The sequence below is a fragment of the Flavobacteriales bacterium genome, assembly GCA_020635395.1.
Classification (GTDB): Bacteria; Bacteroidota; Bacteroidia; order NS11-12g; family UBA9320; genus UBA987.
This window is the reverse complement of sequence record JACJZV010000003.1, coordinates 85786-98729: the sequence shown is the minus strand read 5'-3', so window position 1 is coordinate 98729 and position 12944 is coordinate 85786. Positions and strand designations below refer to the sequence as shown.

Sequence of the window (12944 nt, the reverse complement as noted above, 5' to 3'; positions counted from 1 at the left end):
ATTTGTTCATTTAAAACTTATTTAAGTTGAACAAAATTCAAAACTTCTTTACTATTAATGACTTAGAAAACCTTTCTGGGGTAAAAGCTCATACTATTCGCATTTGGGAGAAAAGATACAATCTTTTATCTCCTTCAAGAACCGAAGGAAATATAAGGACATATGACATTGAGGCTCTTCAAAAGCTCCTAAATGTTGCGGCTTTAAACGAAATCGGATATAAAATTTCAAGAATTTCTGAATTAAAGGCAAACGAATTGGGAAGTAAGGTTATTTCTGAGACCTCAAATTCAAGTGGAATCGAGCATTACATTAACAAGTTCAAAATGGCCATGGTTACCTTTAATCAGAGCATTTTTGAGCAAACCTACAGCCAATTGTTGGCCGGTTTTTCTTTTCGTCAAATCTTTCTCGACATACTTATTCCTTTTTTGCATCGGGTGGGATTAGAATGGCAAAGTCAAAACATAACACCTGCTCATGAGCATTTTATCTCGAATTTAGTTAAGCAAAAATTACACATCAATATTGAAAGAGTTCAGTTTTTGCAGCCCCAAAACGGAGTTGATAACGTTTATGTTAACTTTTTGCCTGATGGCGAAATGCACGAATTGGCACTGCTTTACATACATTACGAGGCATCGGTAAAAGGATATAGATCCATTTTTTTAGGCCAAAGTGTGCCAATGCAGGATATAGTCCACATATCAAAATTGTTTAACAAAATAACTTTTGTATCTCATTTTACGGTTGAACCGGTAGAGTTGAATTCTTACTTAACGGAGTTTGATAAAGAAGTTTTGGTTAACTCGAATCATAGTTTATGGGTTTCAGGCCGAAAAGTTAAAACTTTTGAGACATCAATCTCTCCAAAAATTATTTTGTTTAACGAAATTTTAGAAATTATCAACAAAATATAATTTCCGCTTGCAATTTTGTTTAACTAAAATTAGTTTTGCTTAAACAAAATGCGAAAAGTTAATATCATTGGTTCCGGTTTTGCCTCATTGTCGGCTGCTTGTTATCTATCTCAGGCGGGTTTTGATGTAAGCGTATTTGAAAAGAATGACCAATTAGGAGGTCGGGCCAAACTGTGGAAACACGAAGGTTTTACCTTTGATATGGGGCCAAGTTGGTATTGGATGCCCGATATTTTTGAACGTTTTTTTGGGGACTTCGGCCACAAAGCTGTCCATTTTTATGAGCTTGTTCGCCTTAATCCATCCTATCGGGTGTTTTTTGAGGATAAACCCAACGTTAGTTTACCAGCCAATTATCAAGAGATTCTTAATCTATTTGAATCAATAGAAAAGGGTGCATCGGCAAAACTGCATTCCTTTTTAGAGCGGTGCAAAGAAAACTACCATGTGTCGATGCAATCTTTGGTTTACAAGCCCGGAAAATCTCCTTTTGAGCTGGTAACCAAAGAAACAGCGTTGAAACTTCAAGAATTTGTAAAAACCGTTGGTGCAGATGTTAGAAAGCAATTTAAAGATGAAAGATTGCGGCAGATTCTTGAATTTCCGGTTCTTTTTTTGGGGGCAAAACCGGCAAACACCCCATCTTTCTACAACCTTATGAACTATGCTGATATGGTGCTCGGCACATGGTATCCTATGGGTGGTATGTATGAAATAGTGAAAGCCATGGTCGCTATCGCCGAAAATAATGGTGTCAAATTTCATACGAACGCCTCTGTTGAGAGTATCAAGGTTATTGCCAACAAAACAATTGGAATTGTTTCCAACGGATTTTTTTATGAGTCGGATTATGTTTTAAGCGGAGCTGACTACCGACATACGGAACAGCTATTAGAAAAGCAATACCGATATTATTCAGATGAATATTGGAGAGGTTTAACTTTTGCTCCATCGGCATTGGTTTATTATGTGGGATTTGATAAAAAACTGCAAAACCTCGAACACCACAATCTTTTCTTTGATGCCAATTTTGAGATCCATTCGGCAGAAATTTATGATAACCCCAAGTGGCCTTCAAAACCCCTTTTTTACGCCAGTTTTCCCAGTTTAACGGACACTTCGGTTGCTCCCATGGGCAAAGAACTTGGGTTTTTTCTAATACCTATTGCCACAAAAATTGACGATACGCCAGAAATGAGAGAACGGTATTTCGAACAAATATTGAACAGAATAGAACTGCATACTAAACAAAATTTGAAAGATTCTATACTTTTTCAAAGGAGTTATTGTATAAACGATTTTAAGCAAGACTACAACGCAGCCTTTGGCAACGCCTACGGCTTGGCAAATACACTAAAACAAACTGCCTTTTTACGCCCCAAAATCAAAAGCAAAATGGTTGAAAATTTATTTTTTACTGGTCAGTTAACGGTTCCCGGACCGGGTGTTCCTCCGGCCTTAATAAGCGGAAAAATTGCCTCAAACGAGATTATTAAAACCCATAAGAAAAGTAACTATGCAACTATATAATTCGATTTCTGAACAAACGAGTAGAGCCATAACAAATGTTTATAGTACATCATTTGCCTCGGCAGTAAAAATGCTTCATTCATCCATTCGGCAAGATATATATAATATTTATGGATTTGTTCGGGTGGCAGATGAGATTGTAGATACGTTTCACGAATACGATAAAGAATTTTTGTTGAACCACTTTGAGTCGGATTTTTATTATGCTGTTGAACATGGGATAAGCGTAAATCCGGTAGTGCAAGCGTTTATTTCAACATTAAAAAAGTATTCGATAGATGTGGAGTTGGTTGAATCTTTTCTAAAAAGCATGCGGATGGATTTGTATAAAAGCAATTACCTTTCAAAAAAAGAATATGAAGAATATATCTATGGCTCTGCCGATGTGGTTGGGCTTATGTGCCTCAAAGTTTTTGTAAATGGCGATGAAGATTTATACCAAAGGTTAAAACCATCCGCCATGAAATTGGGCTCTGCTTTTCAAAAAGTTAATTTTTTAAGAGATTTGAAATCCGATACAGATATTTTGAACAGAAGTTATTTTCCGAACATTGATTTCGGAAACTTGAATGAAAATTCGATGAATGAAATAATGAAAGAAATTGAAATGGATTTTGAACAAGCTTTTGATGGAATTATCCGATTGCCAGAAACGGCCAGATTTGGCGTTTATACTGCGTATCGCTACTATAAACAATTGCTGAAAAAGCTAAAACGAACGCATCACTCAAAGATTCTTCAAAGCCGCATTCGAGTAAATGACTATGTGAAAATGGCTTTGATGATGCGTTCCTATATAAACATAAAGCTCAATTTGTTATGAAGGCGAAATTTCTAATGCTTATTTTACCTTTCCTTTTGGCTTTCACAAGTGGCACCGATGTTCGCTCCACTTTTCATGCCTCTATGCATACCGAAAATGGCCTAAAATCATTTTATGAATCAAACAAAAATGCATCGGATGCTATAACGATGGCATACGCAGGATTAGGGCGTGCCATGATGGCTGAATATGCCACTTGGCCGTCAACGAAACTCTCTTATTTCAACGAAGGCAAAGATTTAATTGAGAAATCAATTAAGCAAAGTCAGCAGCAAGTGGAGTCGAGATATTGCAGATTAATGGTGCAATTAAATATTCCTTCTATTCTAAACTATGACGGAAACATTGCTTCTGACATCGATTTTTTTATAGCCAAAATGCCTTCGGCTTCTATGCCTTTGGATTGGAAAAAAAAGTTGACAACCAATGTTATGAATACAAGCCATATTTCAAGCTCCCAAAAAAGTCGTCTTTCAACATTGTTAAACTCATTAAAATAGTCTGATGATTCTAATAGCAATACTTACATTTTTTCTGATGGAATTTGTTGCCTGGTTTATGCACAAATTTGTTATGCACGGATTTTTATGGAATCTGCATGAAGACCATCATACGCACACCAACAGTGGTTTTTTTGAAAAAAATGACTCGTTTTTTTTGATTTTTGCCATTCCGGCCATGCTACTTTTTGCTGGTGGAACCTTCTATCACATTAAGGTATTTTATCCCGTTGCCATCGGCATTTCATTGTATGGATTGTGTTATTTTTTGGTTCATGATGTGTTTATTCATCAACGATTCAAATGGCTCCGCAACTCCAACAACTTTTATTTTAGGGCTATACGGCGGGCTCATAAAATGCACCATAAACACTTGGGCAAAGAGCATGGCGAATGTTTTGGAATGCTGTTGGTGCCTCTTAAATATTTCAAAGAAAGAGGCCGTTAATGAGGTTTTATTATTTCATTTTGCTGGCCATAACCCTTACAGGGCCACTGCTCTACAGCTTCAATAAAAAACTTAAATTTTATAAAAAATGGCCATTAGTTTTGATGGCAAATGCCGGTATGATGCTGCTTTTTATACCGTGGGATGTATTTTTTACAAAACAGCATATCTGGTGGTTTGGGGCAAAATATTGCTGCGGAATCCAATTTTTAAACTTGCCCATCGAAGAGTGGCTTTTTTTTCTACTAATACCCTTTTCATGTATCTTTATCTACGAAATTTTAAAGCATTATTGGTTTCCACAAAAAGGGAGCACACTTGCATTATTGGTATTTTTAGTTTTAGTTGCAGGCATTCTTATTTTGGTAGGTATTAAGAATTCTGAACGATACTACACCATGTCTTCTTTTCTTTTGGCAGGATTATTTATCATTCTTTTGGTGCTTTTTAGGCCAACTTTTTTAAATCATTTTCTAATGATGTACGCCATCAGCTTGCTTCCATTTTTCTTTATTAATGGAGCTTTGACCGGAATGTTCAGCAGCCAGCCAGTAGTTTGTTATAATGAATCACATATTTTAGGTATCCGATTGGTAACCATACCATTAGAAGATGCTTTTTACAGTTTTTCGATGCTTTTAACCAGTGTTTACATTTATGAAAAATTAAACAAACAGGCAAAAACAGGTTGAGCTATTGGTTAAAAAAAATGATTGATTTGGTGTATTGATTATTAAACTTTTTGTGTTGCTTTGCTCAATAAAAATTTGAATGTATGAAAAACAATATGGGTTTTACCGATAAACTAATCAGAATAATGGCCGCAATACTATTTGCACTTTTAATCATCACAAAACAAGTTCATGGCACATGGGCGTGGGTTTTGGGGTTGTTTGCCGTAGTATTTTTGGCAACCTCCGTTATCAGCTTTTGCCCGTTGTATTTACCTTTTGGCATCAATACTTGCTCTAAAAAAGGAAAGTAAGAAAGGTAAATTTCTGCCACAAATAATGCCATGAAATCAAATTTTTTGCTTTTGGGATTTTTTGTCCTGATTGGCTTGCATTCAACTGCACAAGTCTCATTTTTAGGGAAATATGGGGTTGAAAAACTTCGTGAACCGCAATTGAAGTCACTTTCTAAGTTGGAGCTTGGCTTTGATTTTCAGCTTAACGACAAATGGGTTTTGGGGTTGGGTTATGGATTATCGCAACCCAAAACAGTTTATGGAAATAAAGATTTTTATTACTGCGATTCTTTTGAATACATCGGTTTTGGACAACCTATATGTGTTGGAAACGATTCAACGGTAAACAGCGATTATTCCATACGTTATAAAAAGTCGGACTTTTTTGTTTCTGTCGTAAGAATGAAGGAAATAGAAAAGCACCGATTCTATGCGGGATTAGGCATTGGTGTTGACCGTTTTACAAGAGAAGAAAAGGTATTTGACCCACTGTTAAATAGATATAAAAAAGAGGAAGCATGGGCATTTCAAACCCAGTTTTTATTTAGATATCAGCACAAATTTTTTAAAACCGAATTTTTATCGGCCTTTGCCGAGCTGCGATTGAGTTTTTTCTATTCTCCGCAACCCAATTGTGAAGATGCCGACTGCGATAATTTCTTAACCTATGCGTTTAATTCTCAATTTAATTTCATGGTTGGTTTGGCTTTAAAAGTCAATTAGAGTTGCTTATGATGTTCTACACCGCTCATAAAAGTTATCTTTTTTCGGTTTATGTCAATCACATTTACCTTGATGTTCTTTCCCACTGAATCATTTACAAAATCCTCAATAGCTAAGAAAATATCGTGGTCTATAAAGTCAACGTTTTGGCCGTCAAGTGTCAACTCATCGCCCGCTTTTAAACCACTGAAAATTTTCATCAGCTCCGCACGATTGTAAAAGAAAACATCTTTCTTAAAATCAACAATAGTGTGGTTTCCGCTCTTTTCTGCTTTAATTGTTGATTTGAAATTGGTATAAATCACATAGATAATTCCTACCAACAAACCGATAGAAACTCCAACCAACAAATCTGTAAAATATATGGCTGCAACAGTTACAATGAAAGGGATAAACTGATCTTGTCCTTCCACAAACATTTTCTTAAAAAGTGTAGGTTTTGCCAGTTTGTAACCAACCACAATCAGTATGGCAGCCAATGCCGCCTCTGGTATAGAATTCAGTATATTTGGAATAAACAGCACGCAAGCCATCAATAAAATGCCATGGACTATTGCCGAAATTTTGGTCTGTCCTCCGGCATTAATATTTGCCGAACTCCGAACAATTACCTGAGTTACAGGCAGGCCTCCAATTAATCCCGACACCACATTGCCTGTGCCTTGTGCAATAAGTTCTCTGTTGGTTGGTGTTATGTTCTTTTTGGGGTCGAGCCTATCTGTGGCTTCTACACAAAGAAGTGTTTCAAGGCTGGCAACTACGGCTATCACGATTCCGATTTTTAAAACTTCCCAATTGGTTATGGCAGAAAATTTTGGAAAGGTTAAGATACTCGAAGCTCCATCGGAAGCCGAAAAAACGGGAAGCTGAACCATGTGTTCAGAACCAAGTGCCAAATGGGGAGGAAAAAATTTGTTCATAAAAAAACCAACCAAAACGGCCAAAAGTGGTGCCGGAATGTTGGCCAATATTTTTCTCTTTTTTATATATTTTGTTTCCCAAATAAGCAAAACAGCAAAACAGGAAAGGCCAATAATCACCGCACCAAGAATCATGTGGTCAAGATTTAAAAGTTCGGTAAATGTGTTTTCGCCGTCTGGTTGGTCAAAAGATGATTCACCAACCGGGTCTTTATCTATACCAAAAAGGTGCGGAATCTCTTTTAAAATAATGATGATTCCAATGGCGGCGAGCATTCCTTTTATTACCGAAGATGGAAAATAATAGGCAATTTTTCCGGCACCAATTACCCCCAAAATAATCTGGATTATTCCGGCCACAACAACGGCCACCAAGAATATTTCGAATGCACCCAAATCTTTAATGGCCGTGCCTATAATTGAAGCTAGCCCTGCCGCAGGGCCACTCACACCCAAATTGCTTCCGCTAATGGCACCAACCACAATTCCGCCGATTACCCCCGAAATAATGCCAGCCATAGGTGGGGCATCTGAGGCGTGGGCTATACCTAAACAAAGTGGCAAAGCCACCAAAAAAACAACTAATCCGGCTGAAAAATCTTTGCCGAAATAGCTAAAATTGAATCGTTGATTCATGTCGAATTTTAATTTTTTAATTACTACAATAAATGGGAAATACTTGGCTTTCGTAGAAATTAATAAAATTCGGGAGGGGGAGTGTTAACGTTTAGAATACAAGAATTGTAACTCAATTTGGGTTCTGTGTTTTTCCAAGTTTGCTCTGTTTTGTCAAAAAAAAAGGCATCAAAATAAATCTGAATAGCATACTCAGACTCATTCTCGTTAAATTTAATTTTACCATCTTTCTCTGTTTCAGTTTCGCTGTCGGTTTCATAAATGTAAAGGTTTTCTTCCCATTTAAAAAAGGAGTTGACACGCATGGAAGAAAACAGACATATAATAGATATGCACGAGAGTAAGATATGTAAGTTGCCTTTTTTCAATGAAGATGTTTGTGCAAAACAACGAATTTAATTTTGAATTTGTTTGGATGTTCGCTAAAAGTATCCATTCTATTTAAACTGAAACGCAACTTTATACACCAGAGCTATCTATTTCAAATTCTACCTCTATCGGCTGTTTTTCTGGTGTTTGTTTAGAGCTACTCTGTTTAAGAACATACATTATCATTACGATTAAAATTAACCCGACAACCGCTGTAACTGTATGATTTGCAGTATTTTTCTTTTTACTCATTGTGGGCAAATTTAAATTCAAGTTTAATTAATTTCGCACCGTGAAACGATTGTTTGGATTGACGCTACTTTTTGTTGTGCTTTTTGGAAGTACATCGTTTTCCGAAATTTTTCGACTTCCGGCTTTGATTAATCATTATCAAGAGCATGCCTTGTTAGACAACGATTCCTCCATTCTCGATTTTTTAACCAAGCATTATCTAAACAAAGAAAATCATGAGAACGAGCATCCTGCCGATCATGACGAACTGCCTTTTTGCGGCCACTCGTTTCATATAGCTATTTCTTTTTCCACCCACAATCAACCTCCGTTTGCTATGGGTTCTGAAAGGGGAGGTAACAAAAAAAGAATGGACTATGAACCCAAAATGTTTTCTGCTGATGTTTTCAATAACGTTTGGCAGCCCCCGCGGGTGGTCTAACTTTTACTGAGCTTTTGGCTTTCTTTCTGGCATTGCCTCAACAATTAGTTGCTATTTTTTAATCATTAAAATTTAATTTTAAATGCTTTCACGGATTATTCATTTTTCCATAAAAAACAAGTTTATTGTTGCCATATTAACCGTTACATTGCTGGTTTATGGCATATACGAAACAAGCCGATTACCAATAGATGCGGTTCCCGACATTACGAATAATCAGGTTCAGGTAATAACCGTAGCTTCAGCCTTGGGAGCAGGAGATATTGAACGGTTGATTACTTTTCCGATAGAACAGGGTTTGCAAGGCACTCCCGAAATTAAAGAACTACGAAGTTTTTCTCGATTCGGTTTGTCGGTGGTCACTGTCGTTTTTGAAGATAATATCAATATTTATTGGGCTCGACAGCAAATTTCGGAACGGCTGCAACAAATGAGCCACGAAATTCCCAAAGAATTTGGTACACCATTTCTTGCTCCGGTTTCTACCGGTTTGGGCGAGATTTATCAATATACTGTTCGACCCAAAAAAGGATACGAACAAAAGTATAATGCAATGGATTTAAGAACCATTCAGGACTGGATTATAAAAAGGCAGCTTTTGGGTGTAGAAGGTGTGGCAGAGGTTAGCAGTTTTGGAGGAAGGCTCAAGCAATATGAGATTGTTATTGACCCTGCCAAGCTAAAATCTTATCAGGTCAGTGTTTCGGAGATTTTTTCGGCTCTCGAAAAAAACAATCAAAACATTGGAGGGTCGTATATCGAAAAAGGACCTATTGTGCTGTTTATAAGAACCGAGGGGCTTGCAAAAAGCAATCAAGACATTGAGCAGATGGTGGTAAAAATGTTGCCCGGAGGGATACCTTTACATATTAGTGATGTGGCTAAAGTAGAAATTGGAAATGCTACTCGTTTTGGAGCAATGACCTACAACGGAACTCAGGAGGTATCTGGTGCGGTGGTAATGATGCTTAAAGATGCAAACAGTAATACAGTTATCAAAAACATCAAAAAACGCATAAAGGAAATACGAAAAACACTCCCGGAGGGCATCGAAATAGACCCATTTTTGGATAGGTCGAAAATGGTAAACAATGCCATTGGCACGGTTTCTAAAAACCTGATAGAAGGAGCTTTAATCGTCATTTTTGTGCTTGTTTTGTTTTTAGGAAATGTTCGTGCCGGATTGTTGGTGGCATCCGTTATTCCGCTCTCCATGCTTTTTGCCATTATTTTAATGAACATTTTTGGTATCAGCGGAAATTTAATGAGCCTCGGGGCAATAGATTTTGGACTTATAGTGGATGGAGCGGTGATTATTGTGGAAGCTGTGGTGCACCGATTTTCGAAATTAAATTCCTCCGAAATGTATGCCTCAATGCCTCAATCTCGTATGGATGAAGAGGTAAAACACACTTCTTCACGAATGATGAATAGTGCGGTATTTGGTCAAATAATCATTGTGTTGGTTTATCTACCCATTTTTTCAATGAAAGGAATAGAGGGTAAAATGTTTAAACCTATGGCTCAAACAGTAGCTTTTGCCTTGCTCGGAGCTTTTGTGCTGTCACTGACTTATGTGCCTATGATGAGTGCCTGGATATTGGGAAAACAAAGAACTTCAAAAAACAATTTGTCTGACCGAATAATGGGAAAAGTGGAGACAGCCTACCACAAACAATTACTTCGATCGTTTCGCAACAAATATGTTGTTATATCAAGCGTTTTGGTATTACTTGTAATAACGCTGTTTCTTTCTACAAGGTTGGGTGGCGAGTTTATTCCCAACTTGCCCGAAGGAGATTTTGCCGTAGAAACAAGGGTTTTAACCGGAAGCAATATCAACACATCGGTAGATGGAGCCTCCAAGGCATCAAAATTACTGTTGTCAAAATTCCCAGAAATAGAAAAAATTGTTACCAAAACTGGTACAAGCGAAGTGCCTACAGACCCCATGCCTTTGGACGCATCGGACATGGTAATTGTGCTAAAAGACCGAAAAGACTGGACTTCGGCAAGCTCCTATGCCGATTTAGAGGCAAAAATGATTGAAGTGCTTGATGAGATTCCGGGGGTTACGTTTGGGTTTCAATATCCGGTGGCCATGCGGTTTAACGAACTTATTTCGGGAGCCAGGCAAGATGTGGTTTGCAAAATATTTGGTGAGAATATGGATACTTTAGAGCATTATGCCCAAAAGTTTGGTGCTATATGCAAATCGGTAAAGGGTAGCAGTGGCGTATATGTTGAGGCGGTTGCGGGAATGCCCCAAATTGTTATTTCCTATAATCGTCAGATTATATCGCAATATGGATTAGCCATTGAGGATATAAATAGTATGGTAAACGCTGCTTTTGCCGGTAGAAATTGCGGGGTGATATATGAAGGGGAAAAGCGATTTGACCTTGTTGTAAAATTGGAAAAAAGCCAACGGAGTGATGTTTCGGATGTTCAAAATCTGCTTATTGAAACTCCCAATGGTAACCACGTTCCGCTCAGTCTTTTGGCCGACGTGCAAGTAAGCAGCGGATACAATCAAATTCAACGCGAAAATTCGCAACGAAGAATTGTGGTTGGCTTCAACGTTAGAGGAAAAGATGTGCAGTCGGTGGTGCAGGAAATGCAACAAAAAGTGGAAAAACAAATAAAACTTCCGCCCGGCTATTTTATTACCTACGGCGGAGCATTTGAAAATTTAGAAGCTGCCAAATCGAGGTTGTCTATTGCCACGCCCATTGTGCTTTTTGTGGTATTTCTTATGTTATATTTTGCTTTTGGGTCATTAAAACAGAGTTTACTTATTTATACAGCCATTCCGCTTTCGGCCATTGGCGGTGTGTTGGCACTGGTGGTGCGAGGTTTGCCATTTAGCATATCTGCCGGCATTGGTTTTATTGCCTTGTTCGGTGTGGCAGTTTTAAATGGAATTGTTCTTATTTCTGAATTTAACAGACACAAACAACTCGGCTTTATAAACAATAATCGCATAGCCATTACCGCATCAAAACTACGGTTGAGGCCGGTATTAATGACGGCGTTCGTGGCCTCTTTGGGCTTTATACCCATGGCTCTGAGCACTGGCGAGGGAGCCGAGGTGCAAAGGCCTTTAGCAACAGTGGTTATTGGAGGCTTGTTGGTTTCTACTTTTTTAACCCTATTTGTATTGCCTATTCTTTACTCTTCTGTCGAGAAATCTTGGAGACCAAAAGTTAAAAAAAGTGCCTCTGTTTTGCTGCTATTGTTTGCGGTTGCCTCAACACAAGCTCAATCGCCAATAAGTTTAAAGCAGGCCATTGATACCGCTATCAAAAACAATAATTTTCTAAAAATAGAAAGGCTCAAACAAGAATACAATCATCAAATGATTGCCACAAAACGAACACTCAGCCCTACTCAGTTTTCGGTAGAGGCCGGACAAATAAACAGTTTCTATTTTGATAAGAATGTTGGTGTTTCTCAAAATTTTGCACTTCCAAACGTTTATTTGGCAAAAGGCCGTTGGCTTACTGCTGAGTGGGAGAGCAGTGTATTGCAAACTAAAGTTGAGGAAAAAATACTCGCCAAAAATGTTTCGGCAGTCTATTTTGAGCTTGTTTATCTCATAGAAAAACAAAAGACTTTGATTCGGTTAGATTCAATGTTTTCAAAATTGGTGGATGTGACTCGACAGAGATTTGAGGCCGGAGATTGTGATGCAATAGAAAAAGCGTTGGCCGAAAATCAATCGGCAAAAATGAATTTGCAATTGTTGAATATAAGCCAGAGCATTCATTTTCTTAAAAGTCAATTTCAATTGCTTCTTAATTCTGAAACAAAGTTTGAGTTGACAGATAAAATGCCTCAAAGAGCGGCGTTTAATAATTCTGACTCACTTTCAGTTTATGGGCATCCAGAAATGCAGTGGTATGAGCAGCAATTAAAAACTGCTGAACTCAACACTCAAAATGAACGTTTAAAAATGCAGCCGGAGCTGTCGCTTGGATATAATTTAATGAGTATGCAGGGATATGGTTCAAACAATCAACTATACGATAGCAAAATGCAGTTTCAGTCTGTGCAGGTAGGTGTGGGGGTGCCCATTTTTGCATCTGGTCAACGCACTCAGATAAAAGCCGCTGTTCTAAACGAAAAAATTGTTGAGCAACAATTTGTAGCCAAACAAAACCAGATGATGGTTGAGCTGCAACAAGCATTTTGGAATTATCAAAACTCGGAGGAACAATTGGCAAAATACGAACGAAATTTCAACAACAATTTCGATAAGATAATTGATTTGAGTCAAAAGCAACTAAAAGAGGGAGGGATAAGGTATGTTGAGTGGATTTGGCAAATGAATGAGGCATTAAACATCGAATTGGAATTTTTAGAATTACAGAAAAATCGAAACCAGGCAATCGTAGAGTTAAATTATTTGATAGAAAAATAGCAGTAAGAAAAA

General features: G+C 37.6%; 13 protein-coding genes. 10 read left to right on the top strand and 3 right to left on the bottom strand.

The annotated features are described in order from the left end of the window. Positions 1-26 precede the first annotated feature (26 nt). From H6607_09780 to H6607_09745, 8 genes are all read left to right on the top strand, one after another. Positions 27-920: a MerR family transcriptional regulator gene (locus tag H6607_09780; protein ID MCB9262651.1), complete on the top strand. Its 894-nt coding sequence runs from the start codon at positions 27-29 to the stop codon at positions 918-920. Positions 921-968: 48 nt separating this feature from the next. Then, positions 969-2450, top strand: coding sequence for a phytoene desaturase (gene crtI / locus H6607_09775; GenBank protein MCB9262650.1), 1482 nt, complete (start codon positions 969-971; stop codon positions 2448-2450). Continuing rightward, positions 2437-3273, top strand: a complete 837-nt coding sequence (locus tag H6607_09770; protein ID MCB9262649.1) for a phytoene/squalene synthase family protein — start codon at positions 2437-2439, stop codon at positions 3271-3273. The genes crtI and H6607_09770 overlap by 14 nt, the downstream gene beginning before the upstream one ends. Beyond that, entirely contained in the window at positions 3270-3773 is a 504-nt protein-coding gene (locus tag H6607_09765; protein MCB9262648.1) for a hypothetical protein, read from the top strand. The genes H6607_09770 and H6607_09765 overlap by 4 nt, the downstream gene beginning before the upstream one ends. A 37-nt stretch (positions 3774-3810) precedes the next feature. Then, a complete protein-coding gene (locus H6607_09760) occupies positions 3811-4221 on the top strand; it encodes a sterol desaturase family protein (protein ID MCB9262647.1) in 411 nt (136 codons plus the stop codon). Further along, positions 4221-4913, top strand: coding sequence for a lycopene cyclase domain-containing protein (locus tag H6607_09755; protein ID MCB9262646.1), 693 nt, complete (start codon positions 4221-4223; stop codon positions 4911-4913). The genes H6607_09760 and H6607_09755 overlap by 1 nt, the downstream gene beginning before the upstream one ends. Before the next feature lie 83 nt (positions 4914-4996). After that, positions 4997-5206: a DUF2892 domain-containing protein gene (locus H6607_09750; protein MCB9262645.1), complete on the top strand. Its 210-nt coding sequence runs from the start codon at positions 4997-4999 to the stop codon at positions 5204-5206. Positions 5207-5236: 30 nt separating this feature from the next. Further along, the gene (locus tag H6607_09745) at positions 5237-5911 is read left to right on the top strand and encodes a hypothetical protein (protein MCB9262644.1); all 675 of its coding nucleotides are present in this window, start codon (positions 5237-5239) and stop codon (positions 5909-5911) included. Here H6607_09745 and H6607_09740 read toward each other — a convergent pair. The 3 genes from H6607_09740 to H6607_09730 all read right to left on the bottom strand — a co-directional run bounded on the left by H6607_09740 (position 5908) and on the right by H6607_09730 (position 8088). Next, on the bottom strand, positions 5908-7467 hold the full coding sequence (locus H6607_09740) for a SulP family inorganic anion transporter (protein MCB9262643.1): 1560 nt from the start codon (positions 7465-7467) through the stop codon (positions 5908-5910). The two genes, H6607_09745 and H6607_09740, sit on opposite strands and share 4 nt — an antisense overlap. A 59-nt stretch (positions 7468-7526) precedes the next feature. Then, the gene (locus H6607_09735) at positions 7527-7835 is read right to left on the bottom strand and encodes a hypothetical protein (protein ID MCB9262642.1); all 309 of its coding nucleotides are present in this window, start codon (positions 7833-7835) and stop codon (positions 7527-7529) included. Positions 7836-7926: 91 nt separating this feature from the next. After that, positions 7927-8088 (bottom strand): hypothetical protein, encoded by a 162-nt coding sequence (locus H6607_09730; GenBank protein MCB9262641.1) that lies wholly within the window; start codon positions 8086-8088, stop codon positions 7927-7929. A gap of 40 nt (positions 8089-8128) precedes the next feature. Here H6607_09730 and H6607_09725 point away from each other — a divergent pair, with 40 nt between their 5' ends. Together H6607_09725 and H6607_09720 are read left to right on the top strand one after the other, a co-directional pair. After that, positions 8129-8509 (top strand): hypothetical protein, encoded by a 381-nt coding sequence (locus H6607_09725; GenBank protein MCB9262640.1) that lies wholly within the window; start codon positions 8129-8131, stop codon positions 8507-8509. Positions 8510-8591: 82 nt separating this feature from the next. After that, on the top strand, positions 8592-12932 hold the full coding sequence (locus H6607_09720) for a CusA/CzcA family heavy metal efflux RND transporter (GenBank protein ID MCB9262639.1): 4341 nt from the start codon (positions 8592-8594) through the stop codon (positions 12930-12932). The last annotated feature ends 12 nt before the right edge of the window (positions 12933-12944 follow it).

Excerpts from the sequence above, each read along its gene's own strand:
- crtI (MCB9262650.1), top strand. The coding sequence starts at position 969 with ATGCGAAAAGTTAATATCATTGGTTCCGGTTTTGCCTCATTGTCGGCT.
- H6607_09755 (MCB9262646.1), top strand. The coding sequence starts at position 4,221 with ATGAGGTTTTATTATTTCATTTTGCTGGCCATAACCCTTACAGGGCCA.
- H6607_09720 (MCB9262639.1), top strand. The coding sequence starts at position 8,592 with ATGCTTTCACGGATTATTCATTTTTCCATAAAAAACAAGTTTATTGTT.
- H6607_09765 (MCB9262648.1), top strand. The coding sequence starts at position 3,270 with ATGAAGGCGAAATTTCTAATGCTTATTTTACCTTTCCTTTTGGCTTTC.
- H6607_09740 (MCB9262643.1), bottom strand. The coding sequence starts at position 7,467 with ATGAATCAACGATTCAATTTTAGCTATTTCGGCAAAGATTTTTCAGCC.
- H6607_09760 (MCB9262647.1), top strand. The coding sequence starts at position 3,811 with ATGGAATTTGTTGCCTGGTTTATGCACAAATTTGTTATGCACGGATTT.
- H6607_09750 (MCB9262645.1), top strand. The coding sequence starts at position 4,997 with ATGAAAAACAATATGGGTTTTACCGATAAACTAATCAGAATAATGGCC.
- H6607_09730 (MCB9262641.1), bottom strand. The coding sequence starts at position 8,088 with ATGAGTAAAAAGAAAAATACTGCAAATCATACAGTTACAGCGGTTGTC.
- H6607_09770 (MCB9262649.1), top strand. The coding sequence starts at position 2,437 with ATGCAACTATATAATTCGATTTCTGAACAAACGAGTAGAGCCATAACA.
- H6607_09745 (MCB9262644.1), top strand. The coding sequence starts at position 5,237 with ATGAAATCAAATTTTTTGCTTTTGGGATTTTTTGTCCTGATTGGCTTG.